18 protein-coding genes are annotated in these 18,875 nt (G+C 62.0%); 11 read left to right on the plus strand and 7 right to left on the minus strand.

Going from position 1 to position 18,875, the window contains the following annotated elements; all coding sequences use genetic code 11:
• Positions 1-47 precede the first annotated feature (47 nt).
• From rpsI to MUU55_RS09990, 3 genes are all read right to left on the minus strand, one after another.
• Positions 48-524, minus strand: coding sequence for a 30S ribosomal protein S9 (gene rpsI / locus MUU55_RS09980; RefSeq protein WP_023513728.1), 477 nt, complete (start codon positions 522-524; stop codon positions 48-50).
• Position 525: 1 nt separating this feature from the next.
• Positions 526-990, minus strand: a complete 465-nt coding sequence (gene rplM / locus MUU55_RS09985) for a 50S ribosomal protein L13 (RefSeq protein WP_244760616.1) — start codon at positions 988-990, stop codon at positions 526-528.
• 229 nt (positions 991-1,219) lie between these two features.
• Positions 1,220-1,651: a PaaI family thioesterase gene (locus tag MUU55_RS09990; protein WP_244760617.1), complete on the minus strand. Its 432-nt coding sequence runs from the start codon at positions 1,649-1,651 to the stop codon at positions 1,220-1,222.
• Positions 1,652-1,786: 135 nt separating this feature from the next.
• Between MUU55_RS09990 and MUU55_RS09995 the strand changes: the two genes are divergently transcribed.
• A complete protein-coding gene (locus tag MUU55_RS09995; protein ID WP_244760618.1) occupies positions 1,787-2,608 on the plus strand; it encodes an enoyl-CoA hydratase in 822 nt (273 codons plus the stop codon).
• Position 2,609: 1 nt separating this feature from the next.
• Here MUU55_RS09995 and MUU55_RS10000 read toward each other — a convergent pair whose 3' ends face one another.
• Entirely contained in the window at positions 2,610-3,446 is an 837-nt protein-coding gene (locus MUU55_RS10000; protein ID WP_244760619.1) for an EamA family transporter, read from the minus strand.
• A gap of 252 nt (positions 3,447-3,698) precedes the next feature.
• Between MUU55_RS10000 and MUU55_RS10005 the strand changes: the two genes are divergently transcribed.
• The 4 genes from MUU55_RS10005 (at position 3,699) to MUU55_RS10020 (ending at position 6,439) form a co-directional block, all read left to right on the plus strand.
• Positions 3,699-4,136 carry a CoA-binding protein gene (locus MUU55_RS10005; protein WP_244760620.1) on the plus strand — a complete coding sequence of 146 codons (438 nt, stop codon included), beginning with the start codon at positions 3,699-3,701 and terminating at the stop codon, positions 4,134-4,136.
• 65 nt (positions 4,137-4,201) lie between these two features.
• The gene (locus MUU55_RS10010) at positions 4,202-4,630 is read left to right on the plus strand and encodes a CoA-binding protein (RefSeq protein WP_244760621.1); all 429 of its coding nucleotides are present in this window, start codon (positions 4,202-4,204) and stop codon (positions 4,628-4,630) included.
• Positions 4,631-4,746: 116 nt separating this feature from the next.
• Positions 4,747-6,030 (plus strand): O-acetylhomoserine aminocarboxypropyltransferase, encoded by a 1,284-nt coding sequence (locus MUU55_RS10015; RefSeq protein ID WP_244760622.1) that lies wholly within the window; start codon positions 4,747-4,749, stop codon positions 6,028-6,030.
• Positions 6,031-6,094: 64 nt separating this feature from the next.
• On the plus strand, positions 6,095-6,439 hold the full coding sequence (locus MUU55_RS10020) for a cupin domain-containing protein (RefSeq protein ID WP_244760623.1): 345 nt from the start codon (positions 6,095-6,097) through the stop codon (positions 6,437-6,439).
• Positions 6,440-6,460: 21 nt separating this feature from the next.
• Here MUU55_RS10020 and MUU55_RS10025 read toward each other — a convergent pair whose 3' ends face one another.
• From MUU55_RS10025 to ggt, 3 genes are all read right to left on the minus strand, one after another.
• Complete coding sequence (locus MUU55_RS10025; protein ID WP_244760624.1) at positions 6,461-7,030, minus strand: hypothetical protein; 570 nt, start codon at positions 7,028-7,030, stop codon at positions 6,461-6,463.
• Between the two features lie 8 nt (positions 7,031-7,038).
• Positions 7,039-8,289: a cytochrome P450 gene (locus MUU55_RS10030; RefSeq protein WP_244760625.1), complete on the minus strand. Its 1,251-nt coding sequence runs from the start codon at positions 8,287-8,289 to the stop codon at positions 7,039-7,041.
• A gap of 67 nt (positions 8,290-8,356) precedes the next feature.
• Positions 8,357-10,108 carry a gamma-glutamyltransferase gene (gene ggt / locus MUU55_RS10035; protein WP_244760626.1) on the minus strand — a complete coding sequence of 584 codons (1,752 nt, stop codon included), beginning with the start codon at positions 10,106-10,108 and terminating at the stop codon, positions 8,357-8,359.
• Positions 10,109-10,383: 275 nt separating this feature from the next.
• Here ggt and clpP point away from each other — a divergent pair, with 275 nt between their 5' ends.
• From clpP to MUU55_RS10065, 6 genes are all read left to right on the plus strand, one after another.
• On the plus strand, positions 10,384-11,016 hold the full coding sequence (gene clpP, locus MUU55_RS10040) for an ATP-dependent Clp endopeptidase proteolytic subunit ClpP (RefSeq protein ID WP_244760627.1): 633 nt from the start codon (positions 10,384-10,386) through the stop codon (positions 11,014-11,016).
• A 25-nt stretch (positions 11,017-11,041) separates the two neighbouring features.
• A complete protein-coding gene (locus MUU55_RS10045) occupies positions 11,042-11,407 on the plus strand; it encodes an MmcQ/YjbR family DNA-binding protein (protein WP_244760628.1) in 366 nt (121 codons plus the stop codon).
• 263 nt (positions 11,408-11,670) lie between these two features.
• Positions 11,671-12,948 carry an ATP-dependent Clp protease ATP-binding subunit ClpX gene (gene clpX, locus MUU55_RS10050; protein ID WP_244760629.1) on the plus strand — a complete coding sequence of 426 codons (1,278 nt, stop codon included), beginning with the start codon at positions 11,671-11,673 and terminating at the stop codon, positions 12,946-12,948.
• A gap of 515 nt (positions 12,949-13,463) precedes the next feature.
• Positions 13,464-15,890 carry an endopeptidase La gene (gene lon / locus MUU55_RS10055; RefSeq protein ID WP_244760630.1) on the plus strand — a complete coding sequence of 809 codons (2,427 nt, stop codon included), beginning with the start codon at positions 13,464-13,466 and terminating at the stop codon, positions 15,888-15,890.
• Positions 15,891-16,096: 206 nt separating this feature from the next.
• On the plus strand, positions 16,097-16,372 hold the full coding sequence (gene hupB, locus MUU55_RS10060; RefSeq protein ID WP_023516583.1) for a DNA-binding protein HupB: 276 nt from the start codon (positions 16,097-16,099) through the stop codon (positions 16,370-16,372).
• 286 nt (positions 16,373-16,658) lie between these two features.
• Positions 16,659-18,851 (plus strand): esterase-like activity of phytase family protein, encoded by a 2,193-nt coding sequence (locus tag MUU55_RS10065; RefSeq protein ID WP_244760631.1) that lies wholly within the window; start codon positions 16,659-16,661, stop codon positions 18,849-18,851.
• The last annotated feature ends 24 nt before the right edge of the window (positions 18,852-18,875 follow it).

The following is an 18,875-nucleotide window of genomic DNA, read 5'->3' on the forward strand; positions in this document are numbered from 1 at the left end:
GAGACTGCGACCGGTTCCAGATACGGATCGATCCGTTCGAAAAGCGATTAACGCTTGGAGAACTGGAACGAACGACGGGCCTTGGCCTTGCCGTACTTCTTGCGTTCGACGACGCGCGAGTCGCGGGTCAGGAAGCCGCCCTTCTTCAGGACCGAGCGCAGGCCCGGCTCGAAGTAGGTGAGTGCCTTGGAGATGCCGTGACGAACGGCACCGGCCTGGCCGGACAGGCCGCCGCCGGCAACGGTCGCGTCGATGTCGAACTGGCCGTCACGGGCAGCTGCGACGATCGGCTGCTGCAGGATCATCTGCAGGACCGGGCGTGCGAAGTAGGCTTCGAACGACTTGCCGTTGACGGTGATCTTGCCGGAGCCCGGCTTGACCCACACGCGGGCGACGGCGTCCTTGCGCTTGCCGGTGGCGTAGGAACGGCCCTGGGCGTCAACCTTCTTGACGTGAACCGGGGCGGAAGCGGCCGGAGCTGCAGCGGCGACGCCGAGGTCCTTGAGCGAGGAGAGGTCGGCCATATCAGGCGCTCCTTGTGTTCTTGCTGTTCAGCGCGGCGACGTCGAGGGTGACGGGCTGCTGGGCTTCATGCGGGTGGTTCGAGCCGGCGTAAACGCGCAGGTTCTTCATCTGGCGACGGCCGAGCGGGCCGCGCGGAACCATGCGCTCGACTGCCTTCTCGAGAACGCGCTCCGGGAAGCGGCCTTCGATGATCTGGCGAGCCGTACGCTCCTTGATGCCGCCCGGATAACCGGTGTGCCAGTAGTACTTCTTGTCGGAGTACTTCTTGCCGGTGAACACGACCTTGTCGGCGTTGATTACGATGATGTTGTCACCGTCGTCGACGTGGGGCGTGAAGGTGGCCTTGTGCTTGCCGCGCAGGCGGTTCGCGATGAGGGTAGCGAGACGACCAACAACGAGGCCTTCGGCGTCGATGAGGATCCACTTCTTCTCTACCTCGGCGGGCTTCTGTACGAAAGTACCCATGGGAGTAGCTCTTTCTTTAGGGTCCCGAAGCCTTGTGGGCTTGGGCGCTTCTTGTTGCTTGGTTTGGACCCTTGCAGGTGCCAAAAATCGAACGCGCCCCGTGGGGAGCGCGATCTGCGGCGGTGTATAAGCGAGACATAGCAGAGCGTCAAGAGATGGTGTCCGGGCGGCGTTAGTAATAATGCAGCAAAAACAATTGCTTATGATCAAGGTATTTTAATACCACAAATTATTGCGGTGGAATCGAATAGGTCGCGGTCGCATGCGCCACCAGATCGGCGTCGTCCGAACCGAAAATGGAGGCTTCCACGACGGCCAGCCGCTTGCCGAGCTTGAGGATCCGGCAGGTGCAGGAGAGCGGGCCGGGCTCGGGCTTGCGCAGGAAATTGATGTTGAGATTGGTGGTGACGGCGAGCGCCACCGGGCCGATATGGGCCAGCACCGCACACCAGGCGCCGACATCGGCAAGCGCGAAAAGGGTAGGGCCGGAAATCGTGCCGCCGGGGCGAAGGTGCCGCTCATTCGGTTCGAGGCGCATGGTGATGGTGCCGGGGCCGACCGCCATCACCTCGAACACTTTGCCATCCGTATGAAGCTGCGGAAAGTCGGCTTCGAGGAAGCGGTTCAGCGCTTCCGGGCTCATGATCGGCGTCAGGTCCATCGCGTGTCTCTCCTTTACGTCGTTTACAGACTGGTTTGCCTGCGGCCGCAAGCCCTCTGAAAGTCTATCTCCCCGTGCTTGAAACGATCCCGCGCGCGGCGTAGGACCGCAGACGACGCAAAGATGGAGGTGGATATGGCTGATGTGGTGGAATTCCGGAAAGACGGATCGGGCGCTCTGGTGCGGATGGAAAGAGCCGAACCGATCCTGCGGATCACGCTCAACAATCCGCCGGCCAACGCGCTTTCCATCGCCACAATGGAGGCGCTCGGCGAGGCGCTGGATGCCGCTGCAAAGGACGATGCGATCCGCATCGTCGTGCTGGCCTCCACCGGCAAGGTCTTTTCCGCCGGCCATGACCTCAAGGAGATGACCGCGCACCGCGAGGATGCCGATGGCGGCCGCGCCTTCTTCGAAAAGACCATGCGCATGGCGGCGGATATCATGTTGAAGATCGCCGCGCTGCCGCAGCCCGTCGTGGCCGAAATCGATGGTCTCGCCACCGCCGCAGGCTGCCAGCTCGTCGCCAGTTGCGACCTTGCGATCTGCACCGACACCTCAACCTTCTGCACGCCCGGCGTCAATATCGGCCTGTTCTGCTCGACCCCGATGGTCGCCGTCGTCAGGGCGGCCCATTCCAAGCAGGCCATGGAAATGCTGTTGACCGGCGAAACCATCGACGCCTCGACCGCCAAGGATTTCGGTCTCATCAACCGCATCGTGCCGCAGCAATATCTGCGCCAGATCATCGACAAATACGCCGCCGTCATCGCCGCCAAATCCCCGCAGGCGCTGCGCATAGGCAAGGCCGCCATCCGCGCCCAGGCCGGCCTGCCGGTGGCGGAAGCCTATGACGTGGCGGTCGCGACGATGGTGGAGAACATGATGGCGGATGACGCCAAGGAAGGCATCGGCGCTTTTTTGAACAAGCGTATGCCGGAGTGGGATCGCAAATAGCTCAGGCCAGCTTCAGCACCAGCACGCCGCAGGCAATCACGGCTCCCGCCACATAGCGCCAGATACTCGCGGTCTCCTTCAGGATGAACACTGAGATCAGCAGCGCAAAGAGGATGGCGGTTTCGCGTAGCGCCGCGACGGTGGCGACGGGGGCTTTGGTCATAGCCCAGAGCGCCAGGCCGTAGGAGGCGATTGAGCCGGCGCCGCCGAAGAGGCCGCGCGCCCAGTTGCGGCGAACATGGGTCCAGACGGCGGTGGTGCCGCGGCGGTAGATCGCCCATGAAAACAGCAGGACAGGCGGCAGCAGCGCCATCCAGAGCGTGTAGGAGATGGCGTTGCCGGAGGCACGGGCACCCGCACCGTCCACGAAGGTATAGGTGGCGATGACGATGGCGTTCGCCAGCGCCAGCAGGATGGCATGGCGGCCACCGTGGCGCGATTCGAAGGCAAGCGTCAGCACGCCGGCCGAGATGACGAGCACGCCGATCATCGCCGTCACGGTCAGGTGCTCGCCGAGCACCACGCCGCTCGTCATGGCCACGAGCAAGGGGGCGGTACCGCGCATCAGTGGATAGACGAGGCCGATATCGCCGGCCCGGTAGGCACCGGCCACCAGCTGGAAATAGGCAAATTGCAGGAAGGCCGAGACGAAGATGAACGGCCAGGCTTCCGGCTTGGGCAGGGGCACGAAGGGCAGGAAGAACAGGCCGACGGCACCCGCGCCGAGCGCGACCATCGCCGCGTCCAGCGACTTGTCCGTCCCGGCCTTGACGATGGCATTCCAGGTCGCATGCAGAGCCGCGCCGAACAGCACGAGAAAGAGAACGTCTAACGGCAATCTGGGACCTCGGAGGGGCAGGCGGGCGGGATGGGGAGTGATGTCTTCATCTGCCCAAAAACGCTGATTTGCAATCGCCATTTTTTACGATAATTGCGCTGGCGGGGGGCAAACAAGCCGGGAATGATCCGATTTGGCACAATCGGTGGTCGGAAGCGGGCGAAAGCGCGGTCGTCTTGTTTAGGGTTCTGCGCTAGAATGAGGTCGCAAAAGAGAAGTGAGAAACGGTCGCAAACGCCGGAGGAGGCTGCGATGAACCACGATCGCTATCCCGACAGCTACATCCGCACTATCCTGTCATCCGTACACACCATTGCCGTGCTCGGCGCTTCGCCGAATGACGGCAGGCCGAGCCATGGCGTGATGGGGTTCCTGCTCGGTAAAGGGTATCGCGTTATTCCGGTCAATCCCGGCCACGCCGGCAAGACTATTCTCGGCCAGACTGTCTACGCGCATCTTGCCGATATCCCCGAGGCCATCGACATGGTCGACGTGTTTCGCGCGGCGAACCAGCTCGATGCTGTCGTCGACGAGGTTCTGGCAATGAAACCGATGCCGAAAGTGTTGTGGGGCCAGTTCTCCGTGCGCGACGATGCGGCGGCGGCGCGGGCGGAAGCGGCGGGCATCCAGGTTGTCATGGATCGCTGCCCGGTGACCGAATATCCGGTGCTGATGCTGAAGGCGTCCTGACGTCTGTCAAATCTTGACTTCACCCAACGTTACCCCAATTCTCCCCGGAGAAACGGGGCAGCGCCATGAATCACGATTCCTATCCGGACTACTATATCGCCGACATCCTGCGTTCCACGAAGGTCATAGCGCTTGTCGGCGCCTCACCGAATCCGGAACGCCCGAGCCATCGGGTCATGGCTTTCCTGCTGCGCAAGGGCTACCGCGTCATTCCGGTCAATCCCGGCCAAGCCGGCAAGGAAATCCTCGGCCAGCCGGTCGTCGCGCGCCTTGCCGATATCGTCGAGCCGATCGACATGGTGGACGTGTTTCGCGCGGCGGATGCGCTGCCGGATCTCGTCGATGAGGTTCTGGCGCTGTCTCCGCTGCCGAAGGCGATCTGGGGCCAGCTTTCCGTGCGTCATGACGCGGCGGCGGCAAAAGCGGAAGCGGCCGGCATCAAGGTGGTGATGGATCGCTGCCCGGCCATCGAATATCCGCGACTCGTGGCCTGAAGTCTTCGGTCGCGAAAAGCGCTTTGTCGCACCGGCGCGTTTCCGGAAAATCTTTCTTTGACCGGCCCTTAGCTCTCTGAAATAGTGCCCCGACTTTAGCCAGGGAGGGTTATTTCATGACGAAGAACAAGCCAGGATTTTCCACACTCGCCGTACACGCCGGCGCCCAGCCGGACCCCACGACCGGCGCGCGCGCGACGCCGATCTACCAGACGACCAGCTTCGTTTTCAACGACACCGATCACGCCGCCTCGCTCTTCGGCCTGCAGGCCTTCGGCAATATCTACACCCGCATCATGAACCCGACGCAGGCCGTGCTCGAAGAGCGCGTCGCTGCCCTTGAAGGCGGCACGGCCGCACTCGCTGTCGCCTCGGGCCACGCCGCCCAGCTCCTCGTCTTCCACACGATCATGCGTCCGGGCGATAATTTCATCGCGGCGCGCCAGCTCTACGGCGGCTCGGTCAACCAGTTCGGCAATGCCTTCAAGAGCTTCGACTGGCACGTGCGCTGGGCCGATGCCGCCGATCTTGCAAGCTTCGAAAGCCAGATCGACGACAAGACCAAGGCGATCTTCATCGAGAGCCTGGCCAATCCCGGCGGCACGTTCGTCGATATCGCCGGCATTGCCGAAGTGGCGCATCGCCACGGCCTGCCGCTGATCGTCGACAACACCATGGCGACGCCCTATCTCGTGCGCCCGCTGGAACATGGCGCCGACATCGTCGTGCATTCGCTGACCAAGTTCATGGGCGGCCACGGCAATTCCATGGGCGGCGTCATCGTTGATGGTGGCACCTTCGACTGGACGGCATCGGGCAAGTATCCGGCCCTCTCCGAGCCGCGCCCGGAATATGCCGGGATGGTTCTGCATGCGACCTTCGGCAATTTCGCCTTCGCGATCGCCTGCCGCGTGCTCGGCCTGCGCGATTTCGGTCCCGCCATCTCGCCGTTCAACGCCTTCCAGATCCTCAATGGCATCGAGACGCTGCCGCTTCGGATGCAGCGTCATTCCGACAACGCGCTTGCTGTGGCCAAGTGGCTGAAGTCCAACGACAAGATAGCCTGGGTCAACTATTCCGGCCTGGAGGATCATGCCAACCATGCGCTGCAGCAGCGCTATTCGCCGAAGGGCGCGGGCGCCGTCTTCACCTTCGGCCTGAAGGGTGGTTACGAGGCCGGCAAGCGTTTCGTCGAAGGACTGGAAATGCTGTCGCACCTCGCCAATATCGGCGACACGCGATCGCTGGTCATCCACCCGGCCTCCACCACGCACCGCCAGCTGTCGGAAGAGCAGCAGGTCGCTGCCGGTGCCGGCCCTGACGTCGTGCGCCTGTCGATCGGCATCGAAGACGCCGCCGACATCATCGCCGATATCGAACAGGCACTGGCCAAGGCCTGATTTCAAAATCCCCCTGCGGGCGGCCCTCGGGCCGCCCGTTTCATATCAGCGAGCGGACAAAAGCATGAGCACGGTAAAATCCTTCGATACGACGGGCGTCACCCCGGAAGAGGGCCGCCCGGCCGCCGACCGGCTGATCGCAGGCGACCCGGTCTTCACCACCTGGAATATCGAGGAAGCCGAGGGCGGCATCTATGCCGGCATCTGGCAATCGACGCCGGGCAAGTGGCGCATCCAGTATGACGAGTGGGAATATTTCCATATCCTCGAGGGCCACTCGATCGTCGTCTCTGAAAACGGCGAAACCACCCACCTGAAAGCCGGCGACCGCCTGATCCTGAGGCCCGGCTTCAAGGGAACCTGGGAAGTCGTTGAAACGACTCGCAAGGACTACGTCATCCGCGTCTAGGGTGCGTCTTGCTCTTGCGTGCTAGGGCGTTGCCTGTAGCGGGAAGAAATTGGCCAAGAACGTCGCGATACCCAATGTCCCGGCGAGCGATAAGCATATGAGGCCGTAGGTGTCGAAAGGCCGCGTCGGCCGCAGCCTGCTGCGGCCTGACTTGGCCTGGTAGAGCAGGAAGGCCGTCAACAAGACGAGCACGATTGTCACGCCGATATGTGGTCGGTGGGTGAAGAGACCCATGTGGCTAAGGAGCGTGAGTGGCATCGGAACACCGACGGCGAACCCTGTCAGCATGCGGCCCATACCTGATGGCTCCGTGCCGGATGGCGGGCGAAAAAAGCGCGCCACGCCGCCGCCGATCGATGTCAGAACAACCAGACACAGATACGGAAAAGAAAGGTCCCAGGCCAAACTGCCCTGATCTGTGGACGTCGTGAAGACGACCCAGAGCGCGAGATTGGCGCCGACAAGGACTGGGAACGTCCACTCATCGCCGCGCGACCTCAGAAAGCCGGAGGCCAGCGTGGCAATGGGAACGAAGAGATGGACCGCGACGAGGATCGCACCGATGATGAGGATATTGTCGCTCTGCGCCACTCAGCGTCTCACCATTCCAGCTCCAGCGCCTCCAGTCCGTGGAAGTGATAGACATCCTTCACCACGGGTTTTTTAGCGATCTTCAGGCCTGGCAGGCGCTTGAAGAGGATCGGCAGGGCGATGTTGAGCTCCAGCCGTGCCAGCGGCGCGCCGATGCAGAAATGGATGCCGGCGCCGAAGGAGAGGTTGGCGCCTTCGTTGCGGTCGGGCTTGAAGGTCAGCGGATCGGAGAATTTCTTCGGGTCGAGATTGGCGGCGGCCAGGATCATCGCGACCTTGTCGCCGCGGCGGAACTGGATGCCGTCGAGTTCGACGTCTTCAAGCGCGAAACGGTCGAAGATATGGACGGGAGCGGAGATGCGCAGGCATTCCTCCACCGTGCGTTCCGTCGCCTTTTCGTCGGCGAAGAGCACGGCAGGGTCGGCATTGTTTTCCAGGATGGTGCGCACGGCGTTGCCGATCTGGTGCACCGTCGCCTCGTGGCCGGCATTGAGCAGCACGATGGTCGTCGAGATCAACTCGTCCTCGGTCAGCAGCTGGCCGCGATGTTCGGTGTGCACCATATGCGAGAGCAGGTCGTCGCGCGGCTCCGCACGGCGCTCGGCGATGACGCTGCGGACGTAGTCGGAAAATTCCTGGGCCGCTTTGTCGGCGTTCAGCTCGTCCTTTTCCGTGCGGCCGAACATGTACATGCGCACATAGGCGTGCGACCATTTCAGGAGCTGCGGCCCCATCTCGTCGGGAATGCCGATCATGCGGGCGATCATCGTCACCGGCAGGATGTCGGCGAAGGCGGCGAGAAGCTCCACTTTGCCGTCCTTCTCGAAGCGGTCGATAGCCTCATGGCAAAGTGCTTCAATTTCCGGCGTCAGCTTCTCGATCACGCGCGAGACGAAGGCGCGGTTGACGAGGGTGCGCAGGCGGGTGTGCTCCGGCGGCTCCAGCTCGAGCAGCGACCAGGCCTCGGCGGCGTCGAAATGCTTGAGGTGCGTCTGCGGCTCGGGCGAACCGAGTTCTTCGCGCGTCGCCACATGAAGAATCTGCCGGCCGAAACGGCGGTCGCGCAGCAGGCCGTTCACATGGTCATAGCCCGTGAAGAACCAACGCTTCTGCTCTTCCCACCAAAAGGTGGGACAGTGCGCATGCAGGGCCGCGTAGACCGGGTTCGGGTCGCGGTAGAAATCGGGATTGCGGCCGTCGAGCGAGACGCGGCGGCTGGCGGGATCGATGGAGAGGAAGGGGAGATGTGTCGTCGTCATGATGCCCAAGACCTAGCGGATTTCGCCGCGCCGTGAAAGCGCGGCGATCCCGTGGTCAACAGCCGTGTCACTGTCCGAGTGCCACACCCTCCCGGCGGGGATCGGCCGCGCCCTTGAGGCCATCGGCTGTCAGTTCGATCGCATGCAGGCCGGAATTCATGTCGCTTGCCTTGACCTCATAGCCGAGCGCCTTCAGCGGCTCCGAAAACTTTTCCGCATCTGTTCCGGCTTCGAGATCGTAGGGGCCGAAGCGATTGATGAGGTGAGGCATGGCGACGATGCCGCCGACATCCATGCCCCAGTCGATATAGGCGATAAGGGCCTGCGCGACGTAGCCGATGATCTGGCTGCCGCCGGGCGAACCGATGGCGAGCAGCGGCTTGCCATCCTTCATCACGATGGTCGGCGACATCGAGGAGCGCGGGCGTTTGCCGGGCTCGACGCGGTTGGCGACGGGCATGCCCTCGTCATGGGTCTTGAAGGAGAAATCGGTCAGTTCGTTGTTGAGCAGGAAGCCGTTGGTCATCAGCCGCGAACCGAAACCGTTCTCGATGGTCGTCGTCATCGAGACGACATTGCCCTGTTTGTCGACGATGACGAAATGGCTGGTAGAGGGGAGTTCGATCGCCGCATCGCGGCCGAAATTGAAGGCGTGGTCCCATTCCGGCTTGCCCGCCGTGACGGCGTCCTTGTCCAGCGCCTTGTCGCCGTCGAGCAGCTTGGCGCGTTCGCCGAGATAGGTCTTGTCGAGGAGGCCCTTGATCGGCGAGGGCACGAAATCCGTATCGGCGAGGTAACGTTCGCGGTCGGCGAAGGCGAGGCGCTGGGCGTCGCCGATCAGCCGCCAGCTTTCCGGATTGTCCTTGCCGAGTGCTTTCAGGTCGAAGTTTTCCAAGATGCCAAGCATCTGGCCGATCGCGACGGCACCGGAGGAGGGCGGTCCCATGCCGCAGATATCGAGCGCCCGGTAGCGGACGCAGACGGGGCGCCGTTCCTTCACACGGTAATTCGCAAGATCGGCAAGCGACAGGACGCCGGAATTCTTGCCCGACATGCGCACCGTATCGACGATCGCTTCGGCGATCGGGCCGCTGTAGAAGGCCGAAGCGCCATCCCTAGCGATGGCGGAAAGCGTTTCGGCATAGGCGGGATTTTTCAGGATCGTGCCTGCAGTGAGCGGCGCGCCGTCGGCGCCGAAGAAATAGGAGGCGGTCGCCTCGAAGGTCTTGAGCTTGTCGCCCTCCGTTGCGATCAGCCTGGCAAGGCGCGGAGAAACGGCGAACCCGTCTCGCGCGAGCTTTTCAGCCGGCGAGAAAAGCTCTTTCCAGTCCTTGTGGCCCCAGCGCTTGTGCGCCTCCTGCAGCAGCATGACGGTGCCGGGCGTGCCGACCGAACGGCCTCCGACCACGGCGTCGAAGAACTGCATCGGTTCGCCCTTGTCGTCGAGGAAGAGTTTTGGCGTGGCATCGCCAGGCGCGGTTTCGCGACCGTCGAGGGTGAAAAGGCGCTTCGCCTCCGCATCGTAGTAGACGAGGAAGGCGCCGCCACCGAGGCCTGAGGACTGCGGCTCGACGAGACCAAGCACCGTTTGCACCGCGATCATCGCATCGATGGCGCTGCCGCCGGCGGCCAGAACCTTTTCGCCGGCCTCGGCCGCCAGCGGATGGGCGGCCGCCACCATATGCTCCTTGGCGGTCGTGATCTTCGCCGCCGCGAGGCCGGTCGCGCCTTCCGGCGCCACGGTGTCGGAGGCCTGCTGGGCAGGGGCCGCCGTCGATGTCAGAACGAGAAGCCCGAGGGCGACGAGGGATCGTTTCATGGTGATTGCCTCCGCTGGGAGGCATATAGTGCGGGCAAGTGCAAAGGGGAGGCAAGACGGCGCGCGGAATTCACGCTTTCTTCACCCTGACAGCGCTTGCGTTGTGGAAATCGTCGCCCGACGTTGCGTGAGTTAACCGCATTCTCGCATACAGCGCCGCAAAACATGGCGCCGTCTTGAAGTCCGATACCCTGACACTCTATGTAGGGAGGACGAAACTTGCTGATTCCCAACGCTTGGCGAGGGTTTCAGGGCACTTGAGATGAAGGATCGATATGAGAAATCCCGTAGATACCGCCATGGCTCTGGTGCCGATGGTCGTCGAGCAGACCAACCGCGGCGAGCGTTCCTACGACATCTATTCGCGTCTCCTCAAGGAACGCATCATCTTCCTCACCGGTCCGGTGGAAGATCACATCGCAACGCTCGTCTGCGCGCAGCTTCTCTTCCTCGAGGCCGAAAACCCGAAGAAGGAAATCGCGCTCTACATCAATTCGCCGGGTGGCGTCGTCACCTCGGGCATGGCGATCTATGACACGATGCAGTTCATCAAGCCTGCCGTGTCGACGCTCTGCATCGGCCAAGCCGCCTCGATGGGCTCGCTGCTGCTGGCCGCCGGCCACAAGGACATGCGCTTCGCCACACCGAACGCCCGCATCATGGTTCACCAGCCCTCGGGCGGTTTCCAGGGGCAGGCGTCCGACATCGAGCGCCATGCCAAGGACATCCTCAAGATGAAGCGCAAGCTGAACGAGGTCTATGTCAAGCATTGCGGCCGCACCTATGAGGAAGTCGAGCAGACGCTCGACCGCGACCACTTCATGAGCGCCGACGAGGCGAAGGACTGGGGTCTGGTCGACCGCGTCATCACCAGCCGCGAGGCGCTCGAAGGACCGGACGCGGCGTAATCCGCGTTCACTGCTGCAGGGCCAAATGACGCTCGACGACTACAACGCTTTCTGCGCTTCGCTCCAGGCCACGACGCATGTCGTACAATGGGGCGGGGCGCATGTCTGGAAGGTCGGCGACAAGGTTTTCGCTATTGCCAGCTGGAGCGAGGCGGCGGGCCTCGGGGTTACGTTCAAGGTGACGGAGCTCGCCTACGACATTCTGCGCGAGCAGCCGGGGTGCCGCCCGGCACCCTATCTCGCTTCGCGCGGCATGAAGTGGATTCAGCGGCAGACGGGCGAATCGGTTGATGACGAGGCCCTGTGTGACTATCTAAGGGAAAGCCATGGTTTGGTGGCGGCGAAGTTGACGCGCAAGGCCCGTGCCGATCTTGGCTTAATGCACGAATGAACGCAATCGCGTGATTTGTAATGATCGCGGGCTTTATCCCCGCCACAAAGCCGGTAATATTGGCCGTTAATGCTATGTTGATTTGTGACAGCTTAGCATTCGGTGTTTAAACGGGGAATGCGTTGCAACCGGTTCAAGGGCGTCGCCCGGGCCGGTCAGTACCCCTGGAGCCTTTGAAGGGTGCCAAGTGCCTCCGACAAGGGTGGTTTGAGTGGTCCGGCCATCTTCGCGAGAGATGAACGGCGTGCTGGAAGGAAAGTGATATGAGCAAGGTCAGCGGCAGCAACGGCGGCGACTCCAAGAATACCCTTTACTGCTCCTTCTGCGGCAAGAGCCAGCACGAGGTCCGCAAGCTTATTGCCGGACCGACCGTGTTCATCTGCGATGAATGCGTTGAATTGTGCATGGACATCATCCGCGAGGAGAACAAGACCTCGATGGTGAAATCCCGTGACGGCGTTCCCACGCCGCAGGATATCATCAAGGTCCTCGACGAATATGTCATCGGCCAGCAGCAGGCCAAGCGCATCCTGTCGGTTGCGGTGCACAATCACTACAAGCGTCTGGCGCATGCCGCCAAGGGCTCCGACGTGGAACTGGCCAAGTCGAACATCATGCTGGTCGGCCCGACGGGTTGCGGCAAGACGTACCTTGCCCAGACGCTCGCCCGCATCATCGACGTGCCGTTCACCATGGCCGATGCCACGACGCTCACCGAAGCCGGTTATGTCGGTGAAGATGTCGAAAACATCATCCTGAAGCTTCTTCAGGCCGCCGACTACAATGTCGAGCGTGCGCAGCGCGGCATCGTCTATATCGACGAAGTCGACAAGATCTCGCGCAAGTCCGACAACCCGTCCATCACCCGTGACGTTTCGGGCGAGGGCGTGCAGCAGGCGCTTCTGAAGATCATGGAAGGCACGGTTGCCTCGGTGCCCCCGCAGGGTGGCCGCAAGCATCCGCAGCAGGAATTCCTGCAGGTCGACACGACGAACATCCTGTTCATCTGCGGTGGCGCCTTTGCCGGCCTCGACAAGATCATCTCCGCTCGTGGCGAGAAGACCTCGATCGGCTTCGGCGCGATGGTTCGCTCGCCGGAAGATCGCCGCGTCGGCGAGGTCCTGCGCGATCTGGAGCCGGAAGACCTAGTCAAGTTCGGCCTCATCCCGGAATTCATCGGCCGTCTGCCGGTTCTGGCGACGCTGGAAGACCTCGACGAGGATGCGCTGATCCAGATCCTCTCGGAGCCGAAGAACGCGCTGATCAAGCAGTACCAGCGCCTGTTCGAGATGGAAGACGTGGAGCTGACCTTCCACGAGGATGCTCTGCGAGAAATCGCCAAGAAGGCGATCGTCCGCAAGACCGGCGCCCGCGGCCTGCGCTCGATCATGGAAAAGATCCTGCTCGACACGATGTTCGAACTGCCGACGCTGGAAGGCGTTCGCGAAGTGGTCATCTCCGACGAGGTGGTCCGCGGTTCGGCCCGTCCGCTCTACATCTACTCGGAGCGCTCCGAGGAGAAGGCCAACGTTTCGGCCTGATCGATCCAAAACCGTTCAGGAAGGACCCGCCGTCGGCGGGTCTTTTCGTTTGAAGCACTAGAGTTTGTCCGGAAAAGTGGGAACCGGTTTTCCGAAAAGACAAACGAAAACAAAAAAGCTAGAGCAGGTTCGGTTCAATCCGGACCGAACCTGCTCTAGCGACAATTCGTGACTGGTCGCCTTGGCCTTAAAAGGTCATGATGATGAACCTTCCACTGCTTCGACAAGGCGTTGCGAAACGTTACCAGTCAAGCGAAGATGGAAGACTTCGATTCTGTGTCTCGCGTAGGCTCCGGCAGCTTTGCCGGAGGAAGGCCGCAAGTTCCGCGACAGCGCGGAAGACTAGACTTCCTGTCGTTGGTTCGTCTTGTTCGCAGTGGAGTGGGGCACTCCGCAACCGGGCTTGAAAATGCGTCAACCGCACGCCACTTGTGGATGGAAAAGATCGCCGGCCCGGTGTCCCCAAACACCGATTGGACCGGTTCCCGGAAACGGGACGTTTGAAAGGAAATGACATGACGAAGAAGACGTCTGCGCCGCACGATTCCACGGCCTTCCCGGTCCTGCCCCTGCGCGACATCGTGGTGTTCCCGCACATGATCGTGCCGCTGTTCGTCGGTCGCGAAAAGTCGATCCGTGCGCTGGAAGAAGTGATGGGCACCGACAAGCAGATCATGCTTGCCACCCAGATCAACGCTTCCGACGACGATCCGGAGACCGACGCCATCTACCGCATCGGCACCGTCGCGAACGTTCTCCAACTCCTGAAGCTGCCCGACGGCACCGTCAAGGTTCTGGTCGAGGGCCGCGCGCGCGCCGAGATCGACGGCTATACCGACCGTGAAGAATTCTACGAGGCGATGGCCCATGTGCTGGCCGAGCCGGAGGAAGACCCGGTCGAGATCGAAGCGCTGTCGCGCTCGGTCGTTTCCGAGTTCGAGAACTACGTAAAGCTCAACAAGAAGATTTCGCCCGAAGTCGTCGGTGCCGCGAGCCAGATCGAGGATTACTCGAAGCTCGCCGACACGGTCGCCTCGCACCTCTCCATCAAGATCGTCGAGAAGCAGGAAATGCTCGAGACGACGAGTGTCAAGCTGCGCCTGGAAAAGGCGCTCGGCTTCATGGAAGGCGAGATTTCGGTCCTGCAGGTCGAAAAGCGCATCCGCTCGCGTGTAAAGCGCCAGATGGAGAAGACCCAGCGCGAGTACTACCTCAACGAACAGATGAAGGCGATCCAGAAGGAGCTCGGCGACGGCGAAGACGGCCGCGACGAGATGGCCGAACTGGAAGAGAAGATCTCCAAGGTCAAGCTTTCCAAGGAAGCTCGTGAAAAGGCTGACGCGGAACTCAAGAAGCTGCGCCAGATGAGCCCGATGTCGGCGGAAGCCACCGTCGTGCGCAACTATCTCGACTGGCTGACGGGCATCCCGTGGGGCAAGAAGTCGAAGATCAAGACCGACCTCAACGCTGCGGAAAAGGTTCTCGACGAGGATCATTTCGGCCTCGACAAGGTCAAGGAGCGCATCGTCGAATATCTCGCCGTGCAGGCCCGTTCGACCAAGATCAAGGGCCCCATCCTGTGCCTCGTCGGCCCTCCGGGCGTCGGCAAGACGTCGCTTGCCAAGTCGATCGCCAAGGCGACCGGCCGCGAATATATCCGCATGGCGCTCGGCGGCGTGCGTGACGAAGCCGAAATCCGCGGTCACCGCCGCACCTATATCGGCTCGATGCCCGGCAAGGTCATCCAGTCGATGAAGAAGGCGAAGAAGTCCAACCCGCTCTTCCTGCTCGACGAGATCGACAAGATGGGCATGGATTTCCGCGGCGACCCGTCTTCGGCCCTGCTCGAGGTGCTGGATCCGGAACAGAACTCGACCTTCATGGATCACTACCTGGAAGTCGAATACGACCTGTCCAACGTCATGTTCGTGACGACGGCGAACACGCTGAACATTCCGGCGCCCCTGATGGACCGCATGGAAGTGATCCGCATCGCCGGCTATACGGAAGAAGAAAAGCTGGAAATCGCCAAGCGGCACCTGCTGCCCAAGGCGATCCGCGACCACGCGTTGCAGCCGAAGGAATTCTCGGTCACCGATGGCGCGCTGATGGCGGTCATCCAGCAGTACACCCGTGAAGCGGGTGTGCGTAACTTCGAGCGTGAACTGATGAAGCTCGGCCGCAAGGCTGTGACCGAGATCATCAAGGGCAAGGCGAAGAAGGTCGAGGTCACGGCTGAAAACATCCATGACTTCCTCGGCGTTCCGCGCTTCCGCCACGGCGAAGCCGAGCGTGAGGATCAGGTCGGTGTCGTCACGGGTCTTGCCTGGACGGAAGTCGGCGGCGAATTGCTCACCATCGAAGGCGTCAGCCTGCCGGGTGGCAAGGGCCGCATGACGGTCACGGGCAACCTGAAGGACGTGATGAAGGAATCGATTTCGGCAGCGGCGTCCTACGTCCGCTCGCGCGCCGTCGATTTCGGTATCGAGCCGCCGCGCTTCGACAAGACCGACATCCACGTGCACGTGCCGGAAGGTGCGACGCCGAAGGATGGTCCGTCGGCCGGTATCGCCATGGCGACTGCCATCGTCTCCATCATGACCGGTATTCCGGTCTCGAAGGATATCGCGATGACGGGTGAAGTGACGCTGCGCGGCCGGGTCCTGCCGATCGGCGGCCTGAAGGAAAAGCTGCTCGCCGCACTTCGCGGCGGCATCAAGAAGGTGCTGATCCCGGAAGAGAACGCCAAGGATCTGGCGGACATTCCCGACAACGTGAAGAACAGCATGGAAATCGTGCCGGTCTCACGCATGGGTGAGGTCATCGAGCATGCGCTGCTGCGCAAGCCCGAGCCGATCGAATGGGACAGCGCCGCAGCCGATGCAGCCCGCGTTCCGGCCGTCGAATCGACCGACGACGGCACCGGCGCCATCGCGCATTGACAGCCGGATGCCGGGCGGAACGCCCGGCCTTTTGGGGCAAAACAGCAAAAGACCGGCCTCGCGGCCGGTCTTTTTCGTTGAAAAACGTGTGTAAACCCCGGATTCTCAGGGGATTGCGGCGAAATATTCTTGCGAGACGGGGGGCGATGCGTATTCTGCCCCCGACTTGTATGAGTCGTTTCAAACCGTATGAAAGGGGTGGAAACATGAACAAGAATGAACTCGTATCCGCGGTCGCCGAGAAGTCTGGCCTCTCCAAGACGGACGCAGCATCGGCTGTCGACGCCGTTTTCGAGACGATCCAGGGCGAACTCAAGAACGGTGGCGACGTTCGTCTCGTCGGTTTCGGCAATTTCTCCGTTTCGCGTCGTGAAGCTTCGAAGGGCCGCAACCTTTCGACCGGCGCCGAAATCGAGATCCCGGCTCGCAACGTGCCGAAGTTCTCGGCCGGCAAGGGCCTGAAGGACGCCGTCAACGGCTGATCCCAAACCGATGCATCCCTGGGCTTTCGAGCTCCTGGTTCGCATTGTGTCGCAGATCTGAAGTTCCGCAGCGTCCCGGACGCGTTTTCGCGACGCGTGGCGCAGCAGGGCAGAGCGGTCATCCACTCCGCCGCAAATCCTGAATTTCAGGCTCGGGGTCCGGTTCTTCCGGGCCCCCTTTTATTTGGTGCCGAGGGTAGCGGAACCGTCGCCAAACTGTCATGCGCCTGTAACACGAAAGCCTCAGAACCGCTCGGTTCCAAGAAACCGGATTCCGGAGGATTTCATGAAAACCCGTTCGCTCACCGCCGCGCTGGCAGCGGTTCTCGCCGCATCGGTGGCCTCTGCCGCCAGCGCCGAGCCTGTATTCAATCGTATTGCCTCCTTCGCCGTTGCCGACAACCTGCCCGAAGGCAAGGACAAGGCCACGCCGACCTCGGCGGAAATCATCGCCGCCTCCGAAGACGGCAACACGCTCGTCTATTCCGACAGCCCGAACAAGGCGATCGGCATCATCGACATCACCGACGCCAAGGCCCCGAAGGCCGGTGGCTCGGTCACTTTCGAAGGTGAGCCGACGTCGGTTGCCGTTGCCGCGGGCAAGGCGTTCGTTGCCGTCAACACGCGCGAAAGCTACGTCAAACCGTCGGGCGTGCTGGCACAGGTCGATCTCGCCTCGAAAAAGATCGACGCGACCTGCGATCTCGGTGGCCAGCCGGACTCGATTGCGCTGAACAAGGACAAGACGCTCGCTGCCATCGCCATCGAGAACGAGCGCGACGAGGAGTTCAATGACGGCGACCTGCCGCAGATGCCGGCCGGCGACCTGGTTCTCGTCTCGCTCAAGGACGGTGTGGTCGATTGCGGTTCGCTGAAGCGCGTCACGCTGACCGGCCTCGCTGACGTTGCGGGCGATGACCCGGAGCCGGAATTCGTCTCCTTCAACAGCCTCGACGAGGTTGCGCTGACGCTGCAGGAAAACAACTACATCGTCATCATCGACGGCAAGACCGGCACTGTGAAGAGCCATTTCTCCGCCGGCACGGTCAACCTTGAAGGCATCGATACCAAGAAGGACGGTGCGCTGAAGTTCACCGGCGAGATGAAGGACGTCGCGCGCGAGCCTGACGCCGTGAAGTGGCTGGACGACAACCGCCTGGTCGTTGCCAATGAAGGCGACTGGAAGGGCGGCGCACGCGGCTTCACCATCTTCGACAAGGATGGCAAGGTTCTCTACGAGAATGGTGCTGCCTTCGAGCGCGAGATTGCCAAGCTCGGCCACTACCCGGACAAGCGCAACAAGAAGGGTATCGAGCCGGAAGGCCTTGAGGCCGCCAAGTTCGGCGATGACAACCTGTTCTTCGTGCTTGCCGAGCGTGCCTCGGTCGTCGGCGTCTACAAGGATACCGGTGCCGAGCCCGAGCTGCTTCAGATCCTGCCGTCGGGCATCAGCCCGGAAGGCGCTGTTGCCATCCCCGGCCGCAACCTGCTGGCAACCGCCAATGAAGTCGACCTCGTCGAGGACGGCGGCGCGCGCTCGCATGTCATGCTCTATGAGCGTGGCGAAGGGGAAGCCGCCTATCCGCAGATCGTATCGACCGAGAAGGATGGCGAGCTGATCGGCTTCGGTGCTCTCTCGGGCCTCGCGCCGGTCAAGGACAAGCCGGGCATGCTCGTGGCCGTCAACGACAGCTTCTACGCCTCGCAGCCGACGATCTTCACGATCGACGCCACCGCGAAGCCGGCGAAGATCATCGATGCGCTGCGCATCACCCGCAACGGCGCGGCTGCCCAGAAGCTCGACAGCGAAGGCCTGACGCCGGATGGAGAAGGCGGCTACTGGCTTGCCAACGAGGGCGATGCCGACAAGCTTTACGCCCATGCCATCATCCATGTGAACGAGAAGGGCGAGATCGACAAGGAAATCGCCATTCCCGCCGAACTGCGCGCCCATGAAAAGCGCTTCGGCTTCGAAGGCATCACCAGCGTCGGCGAAGGCGACGACCTGACGCTGTGGATGGCCGTGCAGCGCGAATGGGCCGACGACGAGAAGGGCTTTGTGAAGCTCGTCTCCTACAAGCCGTCGTCCAAGGAATGGGGCGCCGTGCGCTACCCCCTCGAAAAGACGGAAAGCGGCTGGGTCGGTCTTTCGGAAATCACCGCAAACGGCGACCACGCCTATATCATCGAGCGTGACAACCTGATCGGCCAGGCGGCCAAGCTGAAGAAACTCTACCGCGTGGCTCTGGCCGACCTGAAGCCGGCAAAGCTCGGCGGCGAACTGCCAGTCGTGAAGAAGGAAGAGGTCCGCGACTTCATCCCGGACCTCAAGGCCAACAACGGTTATGTCGTCGACAAGGTCGAGGGCTTCACCATCGACGCCGCCGGCAACGGCTTCGTCGTGACCGACAATGACGGCGTCGACGATTCCTCCGGCGAAACGCTGTTCTTCGGCATCGGCCCGATCAACGCCATGTAAGGATCTGCCACCCGGTGCTTCCTC

This window comes from Shinella curvata (assembly GCF_022899935.1).
GTDB classification, from domain to species: domain Bacteria; phylum Pseudomonadota; class Alphaproteobacteria; order Rhizobiales; family Rhizobiaceae; genus Shinella; species Shinella curvata.

What these genes read in the sequence shown, in the direction of transcription:
- MUU55_RS09990 (WP_244760617.1), bottom strand. Translation starts at nt 1,651, where the DNA reads ATGGACCTGACGCCGATCATGAGCCCGGAAGCGCTGAACCGCTTCCTC.
- rpsI (WP_023513728.1), bottom strand. Translation starts at nt 524, where the DNA reads ATGGCCGACCTCTCCTCGCTCAAGGACCTCGGCGTCGCCGCTGCAGCT.
- MUU55_RS10065 (WP_244760631.1), top strand. Translation starts at nt 16,659, where the DNA reads ATGAAAACCCGTTCGCTCACCGCCGCGCTGGCAGCGGTTCTCGCCGCA.
- MUU55_RS10010 (WP_244760621.1), top strand. Translation starts at nt 4,202, where the DNA reads ATGAATCACGATTCCTATCCGGACTACTATATCGCCGACATCCTGCGT.
- MUU55_RS10015 (WP_244760622.1), top strand. Translation starts at nt 4,747, where the DNA reads ATGACGAAGAACAAGCCAGGATTTTCCACACTCGCCGTACACGCCGGC.
- clpX (WP_244760629.1), top strand. Translation starts at nt 11,671, where the DNA reads ATGAGCAAGGTCAGCGGCAGCAACGGCGGCGACTCCAAGAATACCCTT.
- MUU55_RS10005 (WP_244760620.1), top strand. Translation starts at nt 3,699, where the DNA reads ATGAACCACGATCGCTATCCCGACAGCTACATCCGCACTATCCTGTCA.
- MUU55_RS10045 (WP_244760628.1), top strand. Translation starts at nt 11,042, where the DNA reads ATGACGCTCGACGACTACAACGCTTTCTGCGCTTCGCTCCAGGCCACG.
- ggt (WP_244760626.1), bottom strand. Translation starts at nt 10,108, where the DNA reads ATGAAACGATCCCTCGTCGCCCTCGGGCTTCTCGTTCTGACATCGACG.
- MUU55_RS10020 (WP_244760623.1), top strand. Translation starts at nt 6,095, where the DNA reads ATGAGCACGGTAAAATCCTTCGATACGACGGGCGTCACCCCGGAAGAG.
- MUU55_RS10030 (WP_244760625.1), bottom strand. Translation starts at nt 8,289, where the DNA reads ATGACGACGACACATCTCCCCTTCCTCTCCATCGATCCCGCCAGCCGC.
- hupB (WP_023516583.1), top strand. Translation starts at nt 16,097, where the DNA reads ATGAACAAGAATGAACTCGTATCCGCGGTCGCCGAGAAGTCTGGCCTC.
- MUU55_RS09995 (WP_244760618.1), top strand. Translation starts at nt 1,787, where the DNA reads ATGGCTGATGTGGTGGAATTCCGGAAAGACGGATCGGGCGCTCTGGTG.
- rplM (WP_244760616.1), bottom strand. Translation starts at nt 990, where the DNA reads ATGGGTACTTTCGTACAGAAGCCCGCCGAGGTAGAGAAGAAGTGGATC.
- clpP (WP_244760627.1), top strand. Translation starts at nt 10,384, where the DNA reads ATGAGAAATCCCGTAGATACCGCCATGGCTCTGGTGCCGATGGTCGTC.
- lon (WP_244760630.1), top strand. Translation starts at nt 13,464, where the DNA reads ATGACGAAGAAGACGTCTGCGCCGCACGATTCCACGGCCTTCCCGGTC.